Origin of the sequence: Alteromonas sp. KUL17 (assembly GCF_006538305.1) — a bacterium.
GTDB lineage: Bacteria > Pseudomonadota > Gammaproteobacteria > Enterobacterales > Alteromonadaceae > Alteromonas > Alteromonas macleodii.
The window spans coordinates 96,319-120,859 of sequence record NZ_BJKJ01000006.1 but is presented as its reverse complement, the minus strand read 5'-3'; the positions used below and the strand labels follow the sequence as shown (position 1 = coordinate 120,859).

Annotated in this window: 15 protein-coding genes; 6 read left to right on the top strand and 9 right to left on the bottom strand. The window is 46.5% G+C overall.

Annotated features, from left to right (window positions below; all coding sequences use genetic code 11):
• The first annotated feature begins 112 nt into the window (after positions 1-112).
• Both KUL49_RS07715 and KUL49_RS07710 read left to right on the top strand, forming a co-directional pair.
• Positions 113-2,794 carry a family 16 glycosylhydrolase gene (locus KUL49_RS07715; protein ID WP_131136938.1) on the top strand — a complete coding sequence of 894 codons (2,682 nt, stop codon included), beginning with the start codon at positions 113-115 and terminating at the stop codon, positions 2,792-2,794.
• A gap of 66 nt (positions 2,795-2,860) precedes the next feature.
• On the top strand, positions 2,861-5,806 hold the full coding sequence (locus KUL49_RS07710; protein ID WP_131136937.1) for a TonB-dependent receptor: 2,946 nt from the start codon (positions 2,861-2,863) through the stop codon (positions 5,804-5,806).
• Between the two features lie 83 nt (positions 5,807-5,889).
• Here the strand turns inward: KUL49_RS07710 and nhaC are convergent, their stop codons facing one another.
• From nhaC to KUL49_RS07695, 3 genes are all read right to left on the bottom strand, one after another.
• The gene (nhaC, locus tag KUL49_RS07705) at positions 5,890-7,377 is read right to left on the bottom strand and encodes a Na+/H+ antiporter NhaC (RefSeq protein ID WP_014951141.1); all 1,488 of its coding nucleotides are present in this window, start codon (positions 7,375-7,377) and stop codon (positions 5,890-5,892) included.
• Positions 7,378-7,609: 232 nt separating this feature from the next.
• The gene (locus tag KUL49_RS07700; RefSeq protein WP_131136936.1) at positions 7,610-10,162 is read right to left on the bottom strand and encodes an exo 1,3/1,4-beta-D-glucan glucohydrolase; all 2,553 of its coding nucleotides are present in this window, start codon (positions 10,160-10,162) and stop codon (positions 7,610-7,612) included.
• Positions 10,163-10,174: 12 nt separating this feature from the next.
• Complete coding sequence (locus KUL49_RS07695) at positions 10,175-11,437, bottom strand: sugar MFS transporter (RefSeq protein WP_039221730.1); 1,263 nt, start codon at positions 11,435-11,437, stop codon at positions 10,175-10,177.
• A gap of 205 nt (positions 11,438-11,642) precedes the next feature.
• Between KUL49_RS07695 and KUL49_RS07690 the strand changes: the two genes are divergently transcribed.
• From KUL49_RS07690 to KUL49_RS07680, 3 genes are read left to right on the top strand one after another with little or no spacing between them, the layout of a single operon-like run.
• Positions 11,643-13,001, top strand: coding sequence for a GH1 family beta-glucosidase (locus KUL49_RS07690; RefSeq protein ID WP_131136935.1), 1,359 nt, complete (start codon positions 11,643-11,645; stop codon positions 12,999-13,001).
• An 18-nt stretch (positions 13,002-13,019) separates the two neighbouring features.
• Positions 13,020-14,021, top strand: coding sequence for a LacI family DNA-binding transcriptional regulator (locus KUL49_RS07685; RefSeq protein WP_075177262.1), 1,002 nt, complete (start codon positions 13,020-13,022; stop codon positions 14,019-14,021).
• A gap of 1 nt (position 14,022) precedes the next feature.
• The gene (locus KUL49_RS07680) at positions 14,023-15,591 is read left to right on the top strand and encodes a sugar porter family MFS transporter (RefSeq protein WP_131136934.1); all 1,569 of its coding nucleotides are present in this window, start codon (positions 14,023-14,025) and stop codon (positions 15,589-15,591) included.
• Positions 15,592-15,610: 19 nt separating this feature from the next.
• Here the strand turns inward: KUL49_RS07680 and KUL49_RS07675 are convergent, their stop codons facing one another.
• The 6 genes from KUL49_RS07675 to KUL49_RS07650 form a co-directional block, all read right to left on the bottom strand.
• Positions 15,611-17,200, bottom strand: a complete 1,590-nt coding sequence (locus tag KUL49_RS07675) for an ATP-binding cassette domain-containing protein (RefSeq protein ID WP_131136933.1) — start codon at positions 17,198-17,200, stop codon at positions 15,611-15,613.
• Entirely contained in the window at positions 17,190-19,025 is a 1,836-nt protein-coding gene (locus KUL49_RS07670) for an ATP-binding cassette domain-containing protein (protein ID WP_373995656.1), read from the bottom strand. Before KUL49_RS07670 ends, KUL49_RS07675 begins: the two co-directional genes overlap by 11 nt.
• Positions 19,026-19,310: 285 nt before the next feature.
• Positions 19,311-19,418 carry a cytochrome bd-I oxidase subunit CydX gene (gene cydX / locus KUL49_RS07665; protein WP_061096111.1) on the bottom strand — a complete coding sequence of 36 codons (108 nt, stop codon included), beginning with the start codon at positions 19,416-19,418 and terminating at the stop codon, positions 19,311-19,313.
• Positions 19,419-19,428: 10 nt separating this feature from the next.
• On the bottom strand, positions 19,429-20,565 hold the full coding sequence (gene cydB / locus KUL49_RS07660; protein ID WP_131136931.1) for a cytochrome d ubiquinol oxidase subunit II: 1,137 nt from the start codon (positions 20,563-20,565) through the stop codon (positions 19,429-19,431).
• The gene (locus tag KUL49_RS07655; protein ID WP_039229177.1) at positions 20,562-22,142 is read right to left on the bottom strand and encodes a cytochrome ubiquinol oxidase subunit I; all 1,581 of its coding nucleotides are present in this window, start codon (positions 22,140-22,142) and stop codon (positions 20,562-20,564) included. The genes cydB and KUL49_RS07655 overlap by 4 nt, the downstream gene beginning before the upstream one ends.
• A 327-nt stretch (positions 22,143-22,469) precedes the next feature.
• Positions 22,470-23,075, bottom strand: coding sequence for a DUF3365 domain-containing protein (locus KUL49_RS07650; protein WP_131136930.1), 606 nt, complete (start codon positions 23,073-23,075; stop codon positions 22,470-22,472).
• 155 nt (positions 23,076-23,230) lie between these two features.
• Here KUL49_RS07650 and KUL49_RS07645 point away from each other — a divergent pair, with 155 nt between their 5' ends.
• The gene (locus tag KUL49_RS07645; RefSeq protein ID WP_131136968.1) at positions 23,231-24,511 is read left to right on the top strand and encodes a sigma-54-dependent Fis family transcriptional regulator; all 1,281 of its coding nucleotides are present in this window, start codon (positions 23,231-23,233) and stop codon (positions 24,509-24,511) included.
• The last annotated feature ends 30 nt before the right edge of the window (positions 24,512-24,541 follow it).

Genomic DNA, 24,541 nt, shown 5'->3' with positions numbered 1-24,541 from the left:
TTTCAAACAGCCATTTTTATTTGACCTAAATTGTAAGCGCTTACAAAAAGCTTTTTACGTGGCATTTGCCACTACATAAAAACCCAATTTCTTTAGATCAGGGCTGAAAACAATGACGAAAAAAGCATCTCAACTTTCGCGGATAGCTGCCGCGATCTCAGTCGCAACCCTATTTGGCTGTGGAGGCGGAGCAACCACATCTACAGACATCGACGTTGTTGATCCTGCGGCACCCGTTTCTGACTGGGAGCTGGTATGGAGCGACGAATTCGATGGGAACAGTATTGACGATGACAACTGGACTCACGAAGTAAACTGCGACGGTGGCGGCAATAATGAATCTCAGTGTTATACCGACAGCGAAGACAATTCATTTGTGTCTGACGGTAGCCTAAAAATTGTTGCTCTACCCGCGGAAGAAGGAGCGCAAAAGCCTTATACGTCAGCCCGTCTAAACACGCGCTACAAAGCAGACTTTAAATACGGCCGTATTGAAATGCGTGCTAAATTACCCTCTGGTCAAGGCAGTTGGCCGGCGTTTTGGATGATGCCTACTGATGAGGTTTACGGTGGCTGGCCTCGTTCTGGCGAAATTGACATCATGGAAGCCGTAAACCTTAAGGCACTAAATGCTGACGGCAATCCTGAAAGCCATATTCACGGCACCCTTCACTATGGTCAAGAATGGCCAAATAACGATAGCTCAGGCAAAGCCTACTCGCTTCCTGATGGAGCGAATCCAGCAGACGACTTTCACACCTACGCCGTTGAATGGCAAGAAGGCGAAATTCGCTGGTACATGGACGATTACCTTTACGCTACGCAGCGTCGTTCAGAAGTTCGTTATAACGTAAACGGTGACGCAACTGGACTTTCTCACCGCGGCTGGTATGCGGAATACTTTGAGCAAGGCACAGGTGAGCTAACCACTCACTGGGACAATGCGCCATTCGATCAAGAATTCTACATTATCCTTAACTTTGCAGTAGGTGGCGACTGGCCAGCTAACGTAAACGAAACAGGTATTGATGCTGAAGCGTTTGCCGAAGGTCAGACTTACGAGGTCGATTATGTTCGAGTGTACGAATGTGCATCGAACCCAGACACCGGCAAGGGCTGTGAAACTGTTCGCCCAGGTTACAACTCACTAGACGATGCATTAGTGGAAGGCGAGGCGCCTATCCCTTCACCACCGTCAACCGGTGTTGCACAAAACCTTACTATTTTCGACGGAACACCTAATCCAAACTGGCCTGCGTGGGACTGCTGTGGTGGGTCAACACCAGCACTTGTAGAAGATGCAGAGCAAGGACAGGTTTTCGAATTTGCTATTAATGAAACACCTACGGTAATGGGCTTTATCAGTCGAGCTCAATTCATTACCGACCCAGAAGGTGAAGCGTCTCCGTTTGATGCGTCTCCAATGGAAGAAACTGGCAGTGTTAAATTCGATCTGAAAGTTACATCGCTGCCTGCAAATGCGACAACTAATTGGCTATTTAAGATTGAAAGTTCTGAAGGTTCAACTGCCGCAGAACTTCCACTGATGGACGGCTATGTGGGACCCGCAGACACCGCTGGTGCTGCGCCTGAACAGGGTGTGTGGGAGTCTTACGAATTTCCACTTAGCGCGCTTGCAGCAGCAGGCTTAGATACAAGTGCTATCGATGTCATCATGGTTTTCCCTGCGTGGGATACCGGCAATGGCGCGGTTTATCGCATGGCTAATGTTGAAATTTCGCAAGAAGGCGGAGCTAGCTACCCAGAATTAGTCATCTTCGAAGATGGGCAAAACCCTAACTGGCCTATGTGGGACTGCTGTGGCGGCTCTACCCCTACTGAAGAAATGGACAACGAAGAACACGGTCTAACTGCAGAATTTCGAATTGGCGCAGAACCGACTGTAATGGGCTTTATCACGCGTCCTGAATCTGGCGGCGGTGACACCCCGTTCGATGCTACAGCACTTACCGACGGTGGCTTATTGCAGTTTGATATGCGCGTAGTGAGTGCGCCTAGTAACGCCGAAGCATCTTGGATATTCAAAATCGAGTCTAATGGCGCATCTACTGCTGTTGAATTGCCACTTTCTGATAGCGTTGAGGGTCAGGAGCCTGTGGAAGGTGAATGGCAAACCTACACATTTACTATTTCAGAATTGCAGGCACGTGGTTTGGACGTAAGTGCTATCGACGTCATTATGGTTTTCCCAGCTTGGGGCACAGGTGAAGGCGCGGTTTATCGCTTAGACAATGTGAAATTTTACCACCCTGACAGCGGCGAAGATGCGTCAGGTGCGGGCATCACGCTCTTTGCTGATACAGCAGCTGAACAATGGTCAATCTGGGATTGTTGTGGTGGCTCAACGCCAACTGAAGAAGTAGACGACGCGGAACACGGCACAGTAGCAGAATTTCGCATTGGCGCTACACCAACGGTGATGGGTTTCTTAGCTGATGAAACCGTATCATTCGATGCTTCATCACTACTTTCAAATGGCGCGATTAAGTTTGAAATGAAAGTAAGCTCAATGCCTAACGACGCCTCTGCACCTTGGTTGTTCAAAGTAGAGTCCATTAATGTCTCTTCTGCTGTTGAACTTCCAATGTCGGCCAGCTTGGAAGGTGCTGATCCGGTTGAAGGTGAATGGCAAACATACACTTTCCCACTACAAACCCTATATGACGCAGGCTTAGATATCAGCGCTATCAACGTCATCATGATGTTCCCAGCATGGGGACAAGGCGAAGGTGCAGTTTATCGCATCGACAATGTAGAAATAGCAGCACAGTAACAAAGCAAATGCCGCTTTAGCCTTTAAAGCGGCAGTGACCAATTGATAAGAATTAGTAGGGCAATTATGAAAAACACACCATTTAAAAAGACCCAGCTTGCCACATCAATGGCTTTGTTGATGGGCTCTACCCTAGCTCTTCCCTCTTACGCACAAGAATCAGAAGCGGTAACACCGGCAGAGGGCGAAGTTGAAGTTATTCAAGTAAGCGGTATTCGCGGCAGTATGATCCGCTCTATGGATTTGAAACGCAGCTCAAGCGGCGTAGTAGATGCCATATCCGCTGAAGAACTAGGTAAATTTCCTGATACCAACCTGGCTGAGGCACTTCAACGCATTACAGGTGTAAGTATTAGTCGTTCAAACGGTGAAGGTAGTGAAATTACCGTTCGTGGTTTTGGTCCTGAGTTCAACCTAATTACCCTGAACGGTAGACAAATGCCGGGGACGGGCTTTACCCGTTCCTTCAATTTAGCCAACCTTTCTTCTGAAGGTGTAAACACGCTTGAGCTTCACAAAACTGCCCGAGCAGAAAATCCCAGCGGGGGACTAGGTGCAACGGTAAACATTATTACTATGAAGCCGTTGGCGCAATCAGGGCAAAATGCCACGTTGTCAGTGAAAGGTATTTACGACTCGTCTAACGAAGCAGGTGATGACGTAACCCCTGAAATTGCGGGTGTATACACCAATACGTTTGCCGATGACATGTTCGGGTTCGGTGTTTCATTCTCTCATCAAGAGCGTGATTTTCAACAACAAGCCGCTAGCATCCAAGGCTGGGTCCTTCAAGAGAATGACGACCTTCCTCAAAATATAGACCCAAGCAATGTTGTTGATAACCGCACCAATATTACCGACGCTGCGTTCTTCCCTAAAGACATGAACTACAGCATTACTGACGTTCAGCGTGAGCGTTCAAATGGTCAGGTAACTTTCCAGTTCCGCCCTGTGGATGAGTTTACCGCAACCATCGACTATACCGCGTCTCGTGCAACAACAGGTACTAACACTGTGGGCTGGGGTATATGGAATAATTTTGGCGCAAATATCAATGCCTACGAACTGGATGAGAATGGCACGGCTGTTTATGCAGATATCAGTGGCGATGACGGCTCATTTACCGCAAGCCGCAATACTACCCGCGTTGACGCACGTTCACTTGGTGTAAACTTAGACTGGATGATAAATGACGATTGGCATTTACGTTTGGATTACCATGATTCTTACAACAAAACCGACAATGGTTATGACGAAGGACTGGGTAGCGCCGGGCAGATCATTCTTGGTTCAAACCAGTTAGAGTCTAAAGTTTATGACTACCGTGAAGGTGAAATCCCTCAGGTCTATGTAAACTGGAATAACGGCACTAATGAAATTATGCCGGGTGAAATTGACTCTAACTTCAGCCAATTCATTTACTCACCGGGTCGTTCTGATATTGAGCAGCTGCAGCTTGACGGCACGTGGTACAACTCAACGTTCGACATTCCACTCGTTAAAGTTGACTTTGGTTACGCCCGAACAGAGCAGTCACTAACAGGCTTTGAAGCTTGGAGTGGGTTACGCGGTGGTCCAGGTTTCAGTCCATCTTTCACGGAAATCTTCCCAGACAGTATGTTCGTTCGCAACGACACCTCAGGCTTCTTAGACGCCTTTGATGGTGGCGGCGCAGGTATGAATCCAGGTTACTACTACACCTATGATTTTGATGAAGCCATTGCCCGTCAACTTGCATTCATTACCGGTGATGTTGTTGGCGAGAGTAACGCTTACTCTATCAACCCATACTTTAACGGCGATCCAACGGTGAGCAGTGTAGAAGAAACTACCGATTCCATATACGTGCAGACTGAATGGGACTTTGAAATTAGCGATTATTACGTTCAAATTAATGCGGGCCTTCGCTACGAAGAATCTGAAGTGCCAAGCACAGCTGAAGTTCGCGTACCCATTCAAGTAAACTGGGTTGCCGCTGGCGAGTGGATCACTGTTTTCCAAGATGGCTTTGAAGAGCAAGACTTTACCGGTAAGTATGATGTTCTTCTTCCAATGTTCGACGTAAAAGTCGATGTGACGGACGATATTGTTGCCCGCTTCTCTTGGGGTAAATCGATTACACGCGCACCTATTGGCTTCTTGCAAGGCGGACGCTCATTTAGCGGTAGCCCCAAAATTGGCTCTAGAGTAGTGTCTGAAGGGAGTACCGACCTTAAGCCTTACGAGTCAACTAACCTAGATTTGTCTTTCGAGTGGTACTACGACGAAGCGAGCTATGCGTCAGTCGGAATATTCAGAAAGTCTGTGAAAAACTACATCGATACGCAAGGTGCACTTGAAATCTTTGACGGCCTTTACGATATTTATCAGGGCCCAAGATGGCAAGAGGCTGTGACTACTCTTGAGGCTGATGGAATCCAAGCTACTGATAGCAACATTTACGATTACTTCTTATCAGCGGGTTATGCCACTGAAGGTGTAATTGAGCCAAACTCAGATGACCCGCTTATGGAATGGAGTGTAGTAAAGCCTCGTAATCTGAGCGATTCAAGAACCGTCGAAGGTATTGAACTTGCAGTGCAACATACGTTTGGTGAAACAGGTTTTGGTTTTGGCGCAAACGCAACGCTTGTTGACGGTGATGTAAAATACGACCCGTACAACCTTGAACAGCAAAACCCGTTAGTAGGCATTAGTGACTCAGCTAACTTCCAAGTGTTCTACGAAAAAGAAGGCTTATCGGTAAAAGTAACGTACGCATGGCGTTCAGACTATCTTGTGGGTATTGGTCAAGCGCAAGGCTCAGCAGACAACCCAGCGACTCAGTTCGACACCTTCGGTCAAATTGATGCCAGCATCAACTATGACGTTAACGAGCATCTAACCGTATTCTTAGAAGGCGTGAACATTAACGATGAAACTGAGCGTGGTTACGGCCGCTTCGAAGAGCAGTTCTTGTTTGCTCGTCAATACGGACCTCGCTACACGCTAGGTGCGAGATATACTTTCTAAGCTAATTAAGTGATGACACAAAGGGCCTTTTCAGGCCCTTTTTTGTTTGCCAACTCGTCCGGCTTGCCCTTGGTTAAACGGTGTTACTCGGTAACGGGCGTTCCGTCCTTATTAAATTTCGCTATTTCGGCGCCAGAAGACTCCCATTCTTCTTTTTCAGCTTTAGTGGCTTTGGGTGAGAACCAACCGACATAGGCGTAAAATATCCCTATTAGGGGCGCCGTCCAACAAGCAAAGGCAAGAGGGATGTACAGCAGGTTTTCTAAGTTTGCGCCAGAAATACCCAGGCCAAGAGCAGATATCACAAACGCACCACCGGCATTCCAAGGGATGAGCGGAGACATTAACGTGCCCCCTTCTTCAATGCCACGGGACAGGTTAAGCGTGGAATAACCCATGCCTCTATAAACGGGTGAATACATTCTTCCCGGCAAGGCTACCGACAAGTACGGGTCGCCAGCCACCAGATTAGTAGAAAACGCCGTACCAACCGCTGCTATCTGTGTACCAGCAAAGGTTTTCGCTTTGCTCTTTATTGCATTGATAATGCTTCTTAGGCAGCCTGTCGTTTCTAACGCTCCACCGAAACCAAGCGCAATCAATACCAATGAAATAGTCCACATCATTGACTGAACGCCGCCGCGATTAAGCAAACTATCTATTTCAACAATATTCGTTTGGATGGCATATCCGTTATTTGCATAATCGAAAACGGCTTGCAAACTCTGCCCTTGCATAAACATGGCGAAAGCTCCTCCCACAACCGCTCCTGCAAATAACGCAGGAAGGGGTGGAATTTTCTTTAAGGCCAACCCCATAACAACAAGCGCTGGCAATAACGCCCACCCCGTAACGGTGAAGTTATCTTCTAATGCACTGGTGATACCTGCAATTTTTGCAAATGAGACGCTCTGAGCATCGATAACGAAGAAGCCGACGCCAAGGTAAATCAGAAATGCGAGCACCATGGCAGGGATTGTCGTTGCCATCATATTCTTGATATGTGAAAACACGTCGGTACCGGTAACCGCTGGAGCAAGGTTTGTGGTATCCGACAGCGGCGATACCTTGTCTCCGAAAAAGGCGCCTGAAACTACTGCTCCCGCCGTCCAGTACATGGGGATATCGAATCCTTCACCGATACCCATTAATGCTAAACCAACGGTGCCTACGCTGCCCCAACTTGTGCCTAAAGAAACTGAAACGACTGCACAGATAACCATACCCGCGGCCAGAAAAATTTGGGGAGACAGGGTCTTTAACCCGTAGTAAATAATGGTGGGTACCGTACCGCTGGCTATCCAAATACCTATGATCATCCCTACAACAATAAGTACACTTACCGACGGCAACGCAACATGGATAACTTTAAAGATTCCTGCCCGCACTTCTTCCCACGTTAGACCAAGATAAGTACCAACAAAACTTGTTAATGCTATGCCAATGGCAAGCGGTATATGAGGCTCAAACACGCCGAAGTAAAATATCTGGGTGCCGAGGATTAAAAGCGTCAATACAACAGGTGTTAACGCAAGTAAGAGACTTGGTGTTGCACGCTGTTCATCTGTCATTTTACTACCCTGTAATTTTCCCGAATGACAAGAATGAATGCAGGACGGAAACACGTCTTATCTACTTTCATCTCACCAACGATTGTTGTTTATATTACAGGTTGGCTACGGGATGAACTGCATAATAGATCGATAAACGGAAGGCTCAAGGTCGGTGCAAACAAAAAAAAGCCGCCAGTTTTTGAGGTTGGCGGCGTTGTTTTTTCTAGTAGCGTTGAGAGCTACTTACTGTTTAGTTTTGGCAACTTATACTCGCCGATTTGTCAGCCTCAGGGGTAAACTGAATATCTGCCACACTCAAGCTAGCCTTCCCTGAACTTCCCAGCTCAAACGGCACAACAAGGCCGGTAAAATCGATACCTTCATTAACAAAGCACTGTAGGTCAATACTTATGTTTGTCCATGTGTCAGCTGGCATTGCCTTTAGCTGCTCACTAATATCAATTTGAGTTGAACAGCTGCCCGCTGCGTCTCCCTCGCCTTCACAGTTCATGCCTACCGTTACAGGTGCATTTATATCTGAGTGACGACTAACGTTAAAGCTTAGGGCACCATGCGTAAGTAATTGCGCACTTAAATCTTCACGGAAGAAGCTCTTGCTTGCAAAACGCATAGCGGCGAACTCAGTGCCATCGAAAGTGATTTTACGCGCATCTTCCTGCACTTCCTTATCAACCGTACGATAAGTAATTGCTCCAACAGTATGCGTGCTAGCGTTCACTGCCAGAGAATCATCACCAGAGTAAAGCCATAATACCCAAGGTGCCTCAACCGAGCCCTTTAGAATTTCCATCGGCTTGTTGCTGTCAGTACTGACTCTAATTTCAGTATTTAGCGTATCGCTTAGAACGTTGTCATCGCTGTACGTTAAGCCGAAGCCATAAGGGAGCAAAGGTTCATAGCTTTCATCGCCCTTGTTAACGATCTGCTGAGGCTCTGACGGCCACGAGAAAGACAACTTGCCTTTAAAGTCCTGCTCACCAAACAAAACGTCTGCCACCGCTGCACCTTCAGAGCCAGGAAGCCAAGCTGCAACAAATGCATCAGATGCATTTAGCTCTGCGTTAACCCACATCGGACGGCCGCTGATAAACACCGACACCACGGGAATTCCCTGAGATTTCAAGTTTTCGAGCAACGCTAGATCCGTCTTGCTACCGTGTTGATAAATTAAGGTTTCTCTATCGCCATGACCCTCGGCATAAGGCTCTTCACCGAACACCACTATGGCGACATCAGGTTTAGTTTCAAAGCTACCGTCAACCGATAGCTGTACGTTACCACCAGCATTGTCTACATGCGCTTTAATGCCGTCATAAATAGAGCTGCCGCCAGGGAAGTCATCGTTGGTATTATTTGTGCCTTGCCACGTAATACTCCAACCACCTGATTGCTTGCCGATGTTATCCGCACCATCGCCCGCTACCAATATGCGTTTGCTTGCAGAAATCGGGAGGGTTTTATTTTTATTTTTCAGCAGTACCAGAGACTCGCGCACCGCTTGCGCCGCCACTTCTCTATGCTCTGCCTTACCAATAAGCGAACGGTCACCAGATAACGGGCGGTTTGCCGGGCTTGGCTTTTCGAAAAGCCCAGCGCGTACTTTCACTCGAAGAATTCGGCGTACCGCATCGTCAATACGCGACATAGGAATGGTGCCGTCGTTTACTTGAGCAAGAGTGTTGTCATACAGCACCTTCCAATCATTGGGCACCATAAAGATATCTAAGCCTGAATTGATGGCCTGCGCACAATCTTCGTTGTTGCAACCTTTAACTTGCCCATGACCGTTCCAATCACCGACTACAAACCCGTCAAAGCCCATTTGCTCTTTAAGTACGTCAGTTAGCAAGTATTTATGACCGTGAAGCTTCTCGCCATTCCAGCTATTGAACGACGCCATAACAGACTGCGCGCCCGCCGTTAATCCGCCCACATAGCCTTGGGCGTGAATATCAAATAACTCTTGTTCGCTGGCAACATTGTCACCTTGGTCATCACCGCCAACCGTACCGCCGTCACCTACAAAGTGCTTTACCGTACTAATTACACGCTGGTCGCTTAAGAAGTCTTTGTCAGCCGCGCCTTGAAGACCTTTAACCACTGAAGCGGCATACTCTCTAACAATGGCTGGGTCTTCAGAATAGCTCTCGTAGGTTCTTCCCCAGCGATCGTCGCGTACCACAGCAACGGTAGGCGCAAATACCCAATCGATACCTGTCGCCATGACCTCTTTAGCTGTAATGTGCGCAATCTTCTCTACCAGTTCAGGGTTATTTGCAGCGCCTAATCCAATGTTGTGAGGAAACAAGGTTGCGCCTATAACATTGTTATGACCGTGAACAGCGTCTGTCCCCCACATTGTAGGAATTGTCGAGCCGTCCAAACTGTCATCAATGGAAGCCTGATAAAGCTTTTCTGCAAGTGCTACCCAGTCTTCTGGTGTGGCGTGCTTGTCGTTATTAGGGAATGCACCACCGCCGTTGAGATAAGAACCAAATCCATATTTGCGCATATCTTCTACCGTGATATTGCGAATTTCAGGCTGGATCATCTGCGCAACTTTTTGCTCGATAGTCATGGTAGACAGAATTTCATCTACCTTAGTTTCGACAGTAGCGTTTGTTTTAACTTCAATATCTAGTTTAGGCCATACCTCGCCCGCTTTGTTTGGCTGTGGCTCAACGTTATCGACTGAAGACGTATTTTTTTCAGCTGAACATGCACTAACTAAAACGCCAACCAATGCACCGGTAACAACTTTCGCGATTATACTTTTTCGCATTATTTATCCTCGTTACTTTTCAGTGGTATTAATGTGAGATACGCGACTTCCTACAAGGCCATAGTAGGCAATGTAAAGGTAGCAAGAAGCGGGTAGTAAAAATGACAGCGTAACGCCGACGGTGTCTGCAAGCATACCTTGAAGCAATGGAATAATGGCACCGCCAACTATGGCTAAACAAAGAATGCCTGAACCTTGTGGGGTGTCTTTCCCTAGCTGGTGAAGGGCAAGGCTAAAAATGGTAGGGAACATGATTGAGTTAAACAAACCTACTCCCAAAATGCTCCATAGCGCTATGTCTCCTGTGCTTGAAAGTGATAGCAAAATAAGCGCAATAGCCATACAAGCATTAAACGCCAGCACGTAGCCACCCGAGATTTTTTGCATGACCACAGCACCGATAAAGCGCCCTACCATCGCGCCTCCCCAGTAGTAAGCAAGTAGCTTGGCCGCCCCTGCCTCACTTAATCCGCCAACCGCCGGACTCGCTAGATAATTCACTAGCATGCTACCAATAGCCACTTCCGCACCGACATACATAAAAATGCCGACAGCGCCTAAAACAAGGTGCTTGTGATGCCATGCACCTCCTTTAAACACTCCAGTGCTTGCGCTGGTGTGATTTAACTTCGGCAGCTTTAAATACATGAAAATAAGGGCCAGAAGGAGCAATGACGCTGCAAGAATTAAGTAAGGCACTTGCACGTCTGATGCACTTGGCGTACCGCCTCCGTGCTCTCCTGTAGCGCCATATATAAGATAAGAACCGAAGAAGGGAGCCACGGTTGTGCCAAAAGCGTTAAATGCTTGGGTCATGGTGAGTCGTGACGAGGCAGTTTTAGGGTCGCCGAGTGCCGTTACATAAGGGTTGGCAGACACCTGAAGTACGGTTATACCAGACGCTAATACAAAAAGAGCTAACAGAAAAATACCGTATATTTGACTTGATGCAGCGGGGAAGAACAGCAAGCACCCCACGCAGGCTATAGCGAGCCCAAGTACAATACCTTTCTGGTAACCAATGCGCGACACCACCATGCCTGCAGGCAGTGACACAATGAAATAGGCACTAAAAAAGCAAAACTGAATCAGCATTGCTTGTGTGAAGCTAAGGTTGAATGCACCTTTTAAGTAAGGAATAAGGATGTCATTCAAACAGGTAATAAAACCCCACATGAAGAACAGCGTGGTGAGTGAGATAAGCGCAAAACGGTATCCACCGTTTGCCTCTGCCTCTTGAGCGCTTGAAATATTAGGCTGCACTGGTGTGTCCACGAATAACCTCTGTTGCTATTTTTCTATTTAATGATAAATTTACATTTGAAAGCGCTTACATCTAACTTTAAATAATTTTGTAAGCGCTTACATTGGAGAGATAATTACACGAAGCGTAATCGAATTCAATGTAAATATGATGTTATTTGCCCTGTCTAGTGCAGGGTTAATATGAAAAAATTGTTATAGTCAGGACATACCCACGATGCAAGAAATTAACCTTCCATCCAATTCAATGATGTTGTCGAAAGACTTTTTGTTTGGTGTGGCTACATCAAGTTTCCAAATAGAGGGAGACAGAAAAGGAAGATTAGATTGTATTTGGGACACGTTCTGCGAAAAGAAAAATGCCATTACTGATGCCACTAACGGTGACATTGCCTGTAACCACATAGATTTGTGGAAACAAGATGTAGAGCTAATTGATTCTCTTGGTGTTGATGCTTATAGACTGTCTATCTCGTGGCCGCGAGTGATGAAACAGGACGGTAGCGTAAACGAAGTGGGCATGCGCTTTTACGTAAACTTAGTCAATGAAGTTATCAAGCGCGGCATGAAAGTGTTCGTTACGCTTTATCACTGGGATTTACCGCAACACCTTGAAGACAACGGTGGCTGGCTTAATCGCAACACAGCCTATGAATTCGAAAAATATGCTGAAGCCGTAGCAAACGCGTTGGGCGAAAAAGTCCACTCTTACGCGACATTAAATGAGCCATTTTGTTCAGCCTATTTGGGTTATGAGGCAGGCATTCATGCACCTGGAAAGACAGGCATGGCAAATGGCCGAAAGGCAGCGCATCACTTATTGCTTGCTCACGGTTTAGCGTTGAAGGTGCTTAACCGAGTTTGCCCAAAAAGCCAAAACGGTATCGTACTTAACTTTAGCAATTGCCATACAAAAAGTGATTCACCGGAAGACATACACGCCGCCAAACTCGCCGATGATTACCAAAACCAATGGTATTTAAAACCTATTATTGAAGGCAAATATCCAGACATTATCGATAAGCTCGCTCCCGACGTTAAGCCAGACATTGCGGAAGGTGATATGGCTATTATTTGCCAACCAATCGATTACTTAGGCATTAATTATTACACCCGCACTGTGTATCAAAGTGATGGCAATGGTTGGTTTGAAATTGTGCCTCCAGCCACAACCGAATTAACCGCAATGGGCTGGGAAATCACTCCTGATGCCTTTACCGAGCTGCTTGTTGATTTGCACCAACGCTACGACTTACCGCCTATCTATATCACTGAAAACGGAGCAGCAATGGATGATGAGCTCATAGATGGGGAAGTGTTGGACAATGGGCGTACCGCCTACTTCCACACCCATTTAAATGCGGTAAATGAAGCAATAGAAAAAGGCGTAGACATACGCGGATATTTTGCATGGAGCCTAATGGACAACTTTGAGTGGGCGCTGGGCTATTCAAAGCGTTTCGGCATAGTTTATGTCGACTACGAAACCCAAAAACGTACGCCAAAACAAAGCGCTTTGGCTTATTCAAAACTGGTTAAGAGCCGGATAAATGGGTACATTAGCGGTATCAAATAAGGACAAGTACCAAACCGTATGGCAACAATTTACCAAGTATCAGAGGCCGCAGGTGTTTCGTTAGCTACCGTTTCTCGCGTTATGAATGGCAACGCGAAGGTAAGCGAGCGCACCCGCAAAAAAGTAGAGGATGCTATGGCATCGTTGGGATATCAACCCAATGCCATCGCTCAATCTCTTGCGTCAAACCGCACTAACAGCGTCGGTTTGCTCGTATCTGAACTACACGGCTCATACTTTGGCGACCTGATGAGTACGGTAGAACATGTGCTAAAACAAAATGGTAAGCACGTTATTATTACCGCCGGTCATGTGGATGAAAAGCGCGAGCACGAAGCTATTGAGTTTTTAAAAAGCCGCCGTTGCGATGCCTTGATTCTTCACGCTGAAGCCGTCTCCGATGACTACTTAAAAACACTAGTAGACAGTAAGATCCCCGTTGTTGTGATAAACCGAAAAGTGGACGCTCTCGACGAGAACTGCTTTGTTGTGGACAACGAAAGAGGCGGTTACATGGCAACGAAAGCTGCTATTGATGCAGGCCACAAAAAGATTGCGTACATTAGCGGCCCGCTATTTAAAAAGGATGCGAGCGATCGTCTGGCAGGTCACAAAAGAGCCCTTCAAGAAGCAGGGGTTACCTTTAGTGAAAACAGTGTCTTTGAAGGTGACTTCCACGAGTCATCAGGCCAAGAAGGCATGCAGCATCTTCAGAGAACATTCTCTGACTTTACCGCATTGGTATGCGCGAACGACGAAATGGCCTCTGGTGCAATGACCGCCGCAAGAGAAGCGGGATTTGATATACCGTCACAGCTTTCTATCATTGGCTTCGATAACGTACTGTTTTCGCGCTACCTTTATCCAAAACTCACTACCATTAATAACCCTATTCACGCTATGGGAGAAATGGCTGCTTATTGGGTGCTACAACATGTTTATGACATAAAAAGCCCTATTCCTATTGAGCACTTATTTGAACCCGAAGTAGTAAATAGGGACACATTAGGCAAATTATAAAATGAATAAAGCCCTGTCTCCGTCGCTGTATTACACACTCATTGTCTCTCTTGGAGGGTTTATTTTTGGCTTCGATGCCAGTGTAATAGCAGGAGCCAATGGCTTTATCGATGCCGAATTTAACCTAAGCGATTGGCAGCAAGGCTTCGTCGTAAGCTCACCGACACTAGGCGCGCTAATAGCCATGCTATTTGCCGGCGGCGTTAGCGACGCTATTGGCAGGCGCAAAGCACTCATTCTTGTCGCTTTCCTTTACCTGCTTTCTTCTGTCGGCTCAGCCCTAGCCCCTAATTTCGAACTATTAGTGCTTTCTCGCTTTATTGGCGGCATTGCGTTTTGTTCGCTGATCATTGCCCCGCTGTATATTTCGGAAATAAGCGCCCCAGAAAACCGAGGCAAAATGGTGTCGGTGAACCAGCTAAACATTGTATTTGGCTTCGCCCTATCCTATTTCACCAACTATTACCTGTTGCAGCTCAGCAATAGCGGTGCAGGTTGGGTTACTGAATGGAGTATAGATACGCATTTGTGGCGCTACATGCTGGGCTTGGAGGTTATCCCCGCAGCACTATGGTTTGGTTTACTGTTTACTATTCCGCGTAGCCCCAGGTGGCTGGTACTCAAAGGCCAACACGAGGAAGCCGAACAGGTTATAAACCGCTTATTCGACAAAGCCCAAGCCAGCGCTCTTGTTGAAGATATAGCGTCTTCACTTAAAGAAAAGTCGTGGCCTTTTCGTGAACGCCTAGGCTTTCTAAAGGCGAAGGCCATGCGATTTCCGTTAATGGTGGGCATTATTATTGCCATTGCTCAGCAAGTTACCGGCATTAACGTTATCTTTTTTTACGCGCCCACGATTTTTGAACAAAGCGGTGTAGGTACCAATGCGGCATTTATGCAGGCTGTATGGATTGGCTTGGTTAACGTAGCATTTACCGTGGTTGCTATGCTAACTATTGATAAATGGGGAAGAAAACCGCTGCTGCTGATTGGCTTAACTGGCGTAGTGATCAGCATGTCTATTTGTACCTATGGCTTTAAACAGGCGACATATCAAGTACAGCAAACGGCCATAAACGAAATACAGCAAGATGCGCCGAGTGTGGCAATAAAGCTAACTCCACTAACCAACGATATTTACTATTCAGACGTTGAGTTTAAGCGCACGCTAAAGACCACACTTACCAGCGACGAATACGATGCGTATCAGCAACCATTGCTAACTAGCAGTATTAATATGAATGCACCTTTAGTGTTGTTTGGCATTATTGCGTTTGTTGCTTCGTTCGCGATGTCTCTTGGCCCAGTGATGTGGGCAATGCTTGCTGAAATTTTTCCGAATCAAACCCGCGCTTTGGCTATTTCATTAGTGGGCATGGTGAATTCACTCACCAGTTTTCTAGTTCAAGTTGTTTTCCCTTGGGAGTTGGCCAACTTGGGAGCCGCGGCCACGTTTGCAATTTACGGCGTGTTTGCCTTAGTCAGCCTGATATTAGTTGCTAAGTTCTTCCCAGAAACAAAAGGAAGAACGTTGGAAGAAATCACGGAAGAATTTGAGCGATCCGCTTAGCTGAGGTCAATCCTGTATATTAAGGCAACCTGATAGCATGCTGACCTGCACAAAGGTTATCCATTCTCGCCTCTTCTAATAGTAGTGTTGATGATACATTTAACGCGCTTGGCGTAACGTGAGAAGCAACTAGGATGAGATGGTTGGCAGCGTAGCGATTTAATACCTCACACACTTTATGCTGAGTAGTCACATCCAAGCCCTCGAAGGGTTCATCAACAAGCAACACTTTTGCGTGAGATAAAATAGCGCGCGCTAAGGCTAGTCGCTTACGCTCTCCCCCAGAGAGCGTCCTACCCGCCTTGCCAACCCACATAGACAACGGCAACAGTGCCTCTAGCCCTAATTGAGCTAACAGGTTAGTCATGTCATCAAGGGGAATACCCATTCCGGCAGGGTCTAAATTTGAAGAGACACTGCCAGAAAGCACTATTGGCTCTTGTTCCACATAGCGCCAGTTTTTAATTAAGCCATCGGCTATACGCATGCCATCCACTTCTTTAAGTCCAGTAGAAGGCACTACCCCCGCAATTGACTGAAGCAAAGATGACTTACCACAGCCTGACGGCCCGGATATACATACGATGCCAGTGGCTGGGAATGTAGCATTGACCAAAGGTAAGCGTCTATTTTTGGCAGTATAATCAGATAACGTAAGTGAATGGTGCAGTTCGGTGCGTTCAAGTACTTTAATGGGTGAGGTTTTGAGCTTCTTAAGGGCTTTCGCGCTTTGTTTGTGCTGTGCAAACTTGGTAATGCTGTGAAAAGCTGCACCAGCCCAATCAGGCGCAGCCATCAATATCATGGGCACAACAATAGCAATAGGCATATACGAAAAGTCAGATATTGGACTTACTGCGCCCGACATAACTAACACTACCGCGAAAAATGCCGCGCCTTGAAACCACCAGCTCGCGCGTTGCGCTTTGTCTTTCTGCGTAGTTTGTTGTCGCCACACCCTGTCAGCACTCGGCACACTATTGATCACATGCCTCCCCTCTTCCTTTGGCATGTGGTTCATTGCTTTATTTAAGTGCCATATAGCGCTGCAGTTAAGAAAGTCGGCTGACTCTTGGCGAAACACTTTATTTTCCTTTGTCGCTTTTTTCGCAACGTTTAAACCACTAAAGCCTTGCAGCACAACGATGAAGAGCCAAATAACAAAAAGTGTAAGTAAAAACGAGGTGCCGGGAAGGTCAAACCATACCGCAGCAACGCAAAGGTTAGTGAATATAAATGTGATGTTAGAAAGCGGAGCTATCCAAGCAATCCACCGACTGGCAAGCGTTTCGGTATGCTGGGCTAATGCTTCTGTTGTGAATGCTTTGTCGGTAATTTTACTGTTTTTAAGTTGACTGAATACAAGCAAGCGACCCTCTGCGATACGGGTAAGCAAATCGTTATGACCCACCCACATACTGGCATATCCCGAAGCAATGCGAAGTAGTGCTAGCGCGCGAATAACCACCGCGGGAATAACGTAATTAAAACCTATTGGTGCAATAGCGCTGATAGCAATAAACCACGAAGAAATAACAAGAATGGTTATTCCTGCCACACCGTGTAAAAGAGCAAGCAGCAGCGTGAGATAAGCCGGTTTACTTTTCATCAAGGCTACGTTCCTTTTGATTGGCATTCATCTTAAAGCTCGTTTCCGTCACGCTGCTACAGCCTTGTAGGTGCCCGTCTTGTACTGCGCCTATTTTGCTTTTAAGCCCTGCCTCTGATTTTGACATTGAGTTGAAGTTTGAGTTGGAAATAACGTCTTGTTCATTCGTACTTCGCGATACCGTCCAAAAGCGGTTAAACCAGTTTGCAGGGAGTGCTTTGTGAGAAGCCCAAATCAGCGTTTTGTCTCTACCCAAACGTTCAATTAACTGTGCCAATCTTGCATGCTGGGAATCTGGCAAATGGGCTGTAGGCTCGTCTAGTAACCATATATTGTCTTTGCGCAACAGCGCTCTCGCTAACGACAGCCGTTGCGCTTCTCCACCTGAAAGTAGCGGATAATCCGTCATTACCGTATCAAGCCCCAAAGGCAATAACGACAGCCACGCGTCAAGTTCTACTGCTTCTAGTGCTTTCGTAAGCGCGTCGTCTGTAAAGCTGTCGTTTAAGCACAAATTTTCACGCACGGTACCTTGCGTGATCACGGGATGCTGGGTAATCCAAATTACCGGTTCACTGAATGTATGTGTGCTAGGTCTTTGACCGCCTAAGGCTTCTAATAATAGTGTTTTACCTGAACCAGAGCGCCCGCTAATGAGTATTATATCGCCCTTTGATACTTCTAGAGATTCAGCGTGCAAAAGCACAGACGGCTCATCCACATCCGTTGTAGCGTGAGAGCTTTGCGAGTGAGTTTGCCCGGCGTTTATGTCAAAAACCTTAAGGTTTTTAGCCGCAAGCAATACCTCGTGTTCTGATGAATAATGGTGGGTTGTGTCAGCGTTGACCGGATTCACTGCACTACCATCAAGATTTTGCGTGAAGCACGAGAATAACGGCGCGAGTTCAGCTTTGGCGGCTTCTGCTTGCGCCTTCTGATGGTATACCTGCCCCAACTTTTTCATTTCACTGAGTAACAATGGCACAGTCAGCAATATCCATAAGCCCTGCTGGAGCGCTATCTCCGGCCCAATACTCAATTCACCTAACAGTGAAAAACCAATAAATACTGCCGTAAGTGCAACCGCGAGTGTTGCGAAGAAGTCGAGCACGCTGTTGGACAAAAACGCTACGCTCACTACTTTCATAGTACGCGCATTCAAATTTTCACTGGCATCTTTAAGCAGGGCTGTTTGTTTTTGATGCGCCTGATAATTTGCCAGCATCGGCAGCGCGGCTAACCTATCAGTAAATAAACTTCCCAAACGTTCAAGGGCGATAAAGTGCTTTCGATGTAGGGCTGCGGCTCCCTTGCCCACAATGATCATAAAAAGCGGCACTACCGGCAATGTTAGTAATAGGCCAATCCCTATAACGGGGTTCACATAAAAGATAACGGCTAAAGCAAACAAGGGGACAACAACTGCAATCATTTGCTGCACTCGATATTCAAGTGCCCAGTCAGCAAAAGCCTGTAAGTGCTGCAGCCACACCGTTTGCCAATAGTAAACCGAGTGCTGGCGAATAAGCGCATATTGACGCTCGATGAAAACCTGCTGCAAGCGCTGTTCTAGCTTATTTAATACCTGCATTTTTGCACTACTAGATAAAGCATTGAATGCGCCTTGAAGCAGCCAACTCATTCCCAGAGAAACGGCAAGTCCTGTGACATCACTCGCTGTTGCAGGAGTCTGGTTTACTACCCAGTCATGAGCAATATGTGAAAAATAATAGAACCCAATAATCAAAGAAAAAAGCGACAAACACTTAACCACTACTTGCGCCATAAGCGAAGTGCGCAAGCCAAGCGACTGCGCCTTATCCATCTTATTGCACCACGCATTAAGCGTTTGCCGGTTGGGAACTTTTTCTTTGATCACTGTGGTTTTGACTCTTCTTTTTCGTTACTTAGTAACGAGAGCAAATCTCGCATTTCTTTTTCATTCTTTTCCAAGTGGTGGTGGGCTGGCTGCAAGAACCTGCCAATTAAACTGATAGCGCGGTGTTCATCCGTTTTCAAACCTTCAGCAGCAGGGACGCTGCTGAAGAGCCCCCATGGATGGGTTTACGGCGTGTTTGAAAACGGATGAACTCCGCGCTATTTAAAACACCTAGTCTTCGGGTCTATCCATATTTTCCGTCGACTCCAACCACATGGCGTTGATAATGCCAAAAGAGCACGCCAGCAAAACTCCTAAAATCCAAGCGAAATACCACATAGCGTTCTCCTTAATAAATGGTGTGAGACTTGTCGAGGTCTTCGTTTTTAATGCGTCCGCGCATTACGTAAAAGCTATAGGCCGTGTAGCTAAGTACAATAGGCACAAAGATACAGGCAACGATAAACATTACGTTTAGCGTCATATGGCTAGACGTAGCGTCCCATACGGTTAAGCTCGCTTCTGGCATGGTGATGCTTGGCATTAAGAATGGGAACATAGAAAAGCCAGCCGTTAAGATAACGCCTGCTATAAATAGCGCACTCGATACAAACGCCATACCTGCATTACCCTTCTTAGAGAAAAGCGCACAGGCCAAACCCGCAATAATGCCCAGCACAGGTGCTGCAATCATAAAGGGGTATTTGCTGTAGTTGCTCATCCAAGCCCCAGCTTCAATGGCAACCTCTTTCTTAAGTAGATTTGACGTAGCAATGGTATCGACTGCCGACGTAATCACGAAGCCATCTAATCCAAATGCTACCCAAAGACCTGCAAGTACAAATAGCGTGACACCAGCCAGGCTTAACACAACCGATACTGCACGTGCGCGAACTTCAATAAAGCCATCGGTTTTCATTTGTAGCCAGGTTGCACCGTGATTCAGCAACATAGCCACAGATAGCAGCCCTGCCACCAGCGCAAACGGTGTTAAAAGGCCAAAGAACGAGCCTGTGTAAGTTGATTTAAGCGTGCTGTCCATTTCAAACGGTACGCCCAACAGCAGGTTACCAAACGCCACACCAAAGATAAGGGCTGGGATAATACCGCCAGCAAATAACGCCCAATCCCACGCTTTACGCCACTGTGGGTTAGGTAATTTACTGCGGTAATCAAAGCCTATCGGGCGCATCCAAAGGGCAATTAAGGTAAGGGCCAGCGCGAGGTAAAACCCAGAAAACGCAGTGGCGTAAATCATCGGCCACGCGGCGAAAATAGCGCCACCTGCGGTGATAAACCAAACTTGGTTGCCATCCCAGTGCGGCCCTACTGTATTTATCATTACGCGGCGCTCTTTGTCATTTTTACCAATAAGCGTGAGCAGTGCTCCAACGCCCAAATCGAAGCCATCAGTAACCGCGAAGCCAATTAGCAGAACGCCAACCAAGCACCACCAAATGACTCTCAGTAGTTCATAATCAATCATGCTTTTGCTCCTTGCTCATCAAGGTCAATAAGATCAAATTCAGTGTCAGGCTGCTTATCTTCAGGTGGAACTGGCCCTTTCTTGGCAAACTTCTTCATTAGGTAAAAACCAATAATGAACATGCCGGTGTAGAAAGCACTGTAGGCTACAAGGGTTATTACCACGTCGCTTACGGCGAGATTAGATACCGACGTATGCACCGGAAGCACCTCTGCAATTGACCATGGTTGGCGGCCATATTCAGCGACAAACCAGCCAGCCTCACAGGCAATCCAAGGAAGCGGCAAACCGTAGAGCGCGCTTTTTAATAGCCAACGTGGCTTAGTAATCTTGTGTTTAGTACTGTAGTAAAAGGCGCACACAAATAGCGCAAGCATAATAAAGCCAGCCACAACCATAAGGCGGAAACTCCAAAACAATGGGGCAACCGGCGGAATGCTGTAATCTACTGCCTGTTGAAGCGCGGCATCAGAAGGATTTGAAACGTTCTCAGTGAAAGGCTCTAGCAACATAGCGTAGCCCAAACTGTCTTTATTTTGGTCGAAGGCAGTACGTTGCTCAGCTGTCGCGGTGCCGTTTCTTACATCATCAAGCACTTCATAGGCTTTAATTCCGCTTAGAATACGCTCGCGATTCTCTTCTTTAAGATCCTTAATACCTTTTACTTCTTCGGTTAACGAACGGGTAGCAATAATGCCCATTGCCCAAGGAATTTGAAGGGCGTACTCGGTTTCCTGCTTTTCGTCGTTTGGAATACCAAACACAGTAAACGGCGCAGGTGCAGGATGGGTTTCGTACTCAGCTTCAACTGCTGCCAGCTTCACTTTTTGTACATCACCAAGCTCATAACCACTTTCATCACCTAGCACGATCACAGAAAGCGTTGAGGCTAGGCCGAAGCTAGCAGCTATGGCGAACGAACGGCGCGCAAAGGCGATATGCTTATGATTAAGCAGGTAGTAACTTGAAATTGCCAACACAAACATTGCGCCGGTCACGTAACCTGCTGATACAGTGTGAACAAATTTAACCTGTGCTACGGGGTTAAAAATAACCTCAGCAAAGCTGGTCATTTCCATACGCATGGCTTCAAAATTAAATTCAGCGCCTACCGGGTATTGCATCCAGCCGTTAGCAATCAAGATCCACAGTGCAGAGAAGTTTGAACCAATGGCCACCAGCCAAGTCGCCATCAGATGCTTCACCTTTGACATTTTGTCCCAGCCAAAGAAGAACAACCCCACGAAGGTAGACTCTAGGAAAAAGGCCATTAGGCCTTCGATGGCAAGTGGCGCACCGAAGATATCGCCTACATAGTGAGAATAGTAAGACCAATTCATTCCGAACTGGAATTCCATGGTTAAGCCTGTGGCTACACCAATGGCAAAGTTAATTCCAAACAGCTTTCCCCAGAATTGGGTCATCTGCTTATAAATTTCTTTACCCGTCATTACGTATACCGATTCCATAATGGCAAGTAAGAAGCTAAGCCCCAAAGTTAAGGGTACAAATATAAAGTGGAACATTGCAGTTAATGCAAATTGCCACCGCGATAGTTCTATTAACGTATCGCTCATGGGTTATCTCCCTTGTATTTCGTGTGCGCGTTAAACGCTTAACAGAAAAGTGGTTTAAAATTCAGTGATGAACACGTGAATATGCCGCATGGCAAGAGCACGGTTTATGCCATACATCAGTAATTTGGCTGCTTAAGCGCAATTACCGATAAACGGCGGTATTTTCGTACTGTGCAGATAAATTATTCCACGACCGAGCGTGTGGCTTATTGATCCAACGCAACAATTGATGGCGATGCGTTCGCCATATTTGTCATTTAGGTGACAAATATGGCACAAGAAAAAGGCTGCTTAGCCGAATGTCAAAAAGTGGAGTATAAGGAAAAGTTAAGGGGTATATGTGATTGTGAATGCACCCCGTAAATCACCCAATTCAAACCCTGTAGCTTGATCATTGGGATAGTGCTTTAGAATGGATTGTTTTACTGAAGGTGCCACATTGGCTCCGTGGCATGCCATGCACACCTGACCTTGTTCAATCGCCATCATGTACCTAAACTCACCGCTTTCGCTATCGTATTGATAAGTTTCAATAGGTCTTTTAGGGGCCAAATTGTCTTGCTTAGCTTTGGTCAGTAATTGTGAAAACCACGCTAACTGCTCACGCTCCCATTGATCTGCCGCATTGTTTGGGTTCCTTACTTTCAGCGCGGTACGCCCAACCTCCCACCCGTTTTGACTAAGCGCCAGAGCAATAGGAGCCGCTGCAATCTGGCATTCGTTAACGCCAGCCTCTAGCCCTCCGGATTGAATTGCTTGCTGTAGTCGTGACTTTAGCGCGCCTCCCAGTGCTTTTGCGTGTAATCGCGCTTCTTTGACTTTTTCCTGTACACTGTTTTCACTTTTTTTCTCATTGGCAGTCACTGTATCTGCCAATGAATGAGCACTACTTGCCAATATGCTTATCGCCACCAGCATTACGCTATTTTTCATTATAAAACTCTCTTTGGAACTGAATGAGTTGCTACCGAAGTATTGTCGTTTGTCTCAAACAGTGAACAAGCTCTATGCCAATATGATAAATTGCCAAAATTAAATTAGAACAAACTAATATTCAGCCACCCATGAATATATCCATAGTACAAGCGATGATAGATGCGATAGATAAACCCGCAATCTTCATTAACCCAAGCTACGTTATTGAAGCTGTCAACCAGCCCTACAGAGATACCTACCCTGTGGATATAAAGCTTGGCTTTAGTACCTGCTATCAAGTCTCTCACCGCAACAGCAAACCTTGCGATAAGTGCGGCGAGCACTGCCCAATGCAAGAGAGTAAAGCCACAGGACGAGCGGCTAGCGTAGTACACGTTCATACCACCAGTGAGGGTCAAAGCTACTGCGACATCCTCATGCGCCCGATCTTCGACGGTAGCGGAGAATTATTAGGTTTCTTGGAAATGCTTGATAAGCTTTCGTTTGCCTCAAACCGACCTTCAGCAGGAAAGATGGTCGGCGAATCAGAGGCATTTAAAGCAATGCTAAACAAAATAAATCGCGCCGCTAACTCAGATATTTCAGTACTACTGTTTGGCGAAACCGGCACGGGTAAAGAGCTGGTGTCCCAAGCACTTCACTCGAGTAGTCACCGTGCTGGCAAACCATTTGTTGTCATCGAGTGTACCGGCATGTCTGACACGCTGCTTGAAAGCGAACTATTCGGTTATGAAAAAGGGGCATTTACAGGCGCAACCACAAATAAGAAAGGGCTCGTAGAAGCAGCGGAAGGCGGCACATTGTTTTTTGATGAAGTCGGCGATATCCCACTTTCCACACAAGTAAAGCTTCTGCGGCTGTTCGAGTCTCGAACTTATCGACCTGTAGGAAGCACAGTGTCTAAAAAGGCTGATTTTCGTTTAGTGTGTGCATCACACAAAAATCTAAAGCACATGGTGGAAACGGGCGAATTCAGACAAGACCTCTACTACCGCATTGCCGGTTTTCCTATCAACCTCCCTTCTTTAAGACAAAGAAAATCAGATATAGCACTGATAGCCGCGCATTTTTTGGCAATGTCTAAAGAGAAAAAACGGTTTCATAAAAACGCGCTAGAAAAACTAACCAACTACCCGTTCCCAGGCAATATTCGCGAACTCAAAAACATTGTAGACCAAGCTATTTTACTGGCTGATGAAACCGTTATTTACGATACAGACTTACCCGAGCTCGATAACATAAGCTCTGATGCTATCAATGATGCCTCTTCATCTCACAGTAACGTTGTGACCTTAGACGAATTGGAACGCCAATACTTACGTCAGGTTCACACGTCTTTTGAAGGCGATACCCAGCAACTTGCACAAGCGCTGGGAGTGAGTACCCGTACACTTTACAGAAAGCTGAAAAAAGCGGGGGTTGGAGATACGTAAAAATAATAGGTAGAAAAATTACCAAAACGC

Bases quoted from the DNA above. Each gene is read 5' to 3' on its own strand.
- KUL49_RS07675 (WP_131136933.1), bottom strand. From the start codon at position 17,200: ATGAAAAGTAAACCGGCTTATCTCACGCTGCTGCTTGCTCTTTTACAC.
- KUL49_RS07710 (WP_131136937.1), top strand. From the start codon at position 2,861: ATGAAAAACACACCATTTAAAAAGACCCAGCTTGCCACATCAATGGCT.
- KUL49_RS07700 (WP_131136936.1), bottom strand. From the start codon at position 10,162: ATGCGAAAAAGTATAATCGCGAAAGTTGTTACCGGTGCATTGGTTGGC.
- KUL49_RS07650 (WP_131136930.1), bottom strand. From the start codon at position 23,075: ATGAAAAATAGCGTAATGCTGGTGGCGATAAGCATATTGGCAAGTAGT.
- KUL49_RS07690 (WP_131136935.1), top strand. From the start codon at position 11,643: ATGCAAGAAATTAACCTTCCATCCAATTCAATGATGTTGTCGAAAGAC.
- KUL49_RS07655 (WP_039229177.1), bottom strand. From the start codon at position 22,142: ATGAGCGATACGTTAATAGAACTATCGCGGTGGCAATTTGCATTAACT.
- KUL49_RS07670 (WP_373995656.1), bottom strand. From the start codon at position 19,025: ATGGATAAGGCGCAGTCGCTTGGCTTGCGCACTTCGCTTATGGCGCAA.
- KUL49_RS07645 (WP_131136968.1), top strand. From the start codon at position 23,231: ATGATAGATGCGATAGATAAACCCGCAATCTTCATTAACCCAAGCTAC.
- KUL49_RS07715 (WP_131136938.1), top strand. From the start codon at position 113: ATGACGAAAAAAGCATCTCAACTTTCGCGGATAGCTGCCGCGATCTCA.
- cydX (WP_061096111.1), bottom strand. From the start codon at position 19,418: ATGTGGTATTTCGCTTGGATTTTAGGAGTTTTGCTGGCGTGCTCTTTT.
- KUL49_RS07680 (WP_131136934.1), top strand. From the start codon at position 14,023: ATGAATAAAGCCCTGTCTCCGTCGCTGTATTACACACTCATTGTCTCT.
- cydB (WP_131136931.1), bottom strand. From the start codon at position 20,565: ATGATTGATTATGAACTACTGAGAGTCATTTGGTGGTGCTTGGTTGGC.
- KUL49_RS07685 (WP_075177262.1), top strand. From the start codon at position 13,020: ATGGCAACAATTTACCAAGTATCAGAGGCCGCAGGTGTTTCGTTAGCT.
- nhaC (WP_014951141.1), bottom strand. From the start codon at position 7,377: ATGACAGATGAACAGCGTGCAACACCAAGTCTCTTACTTGCGTTAACA.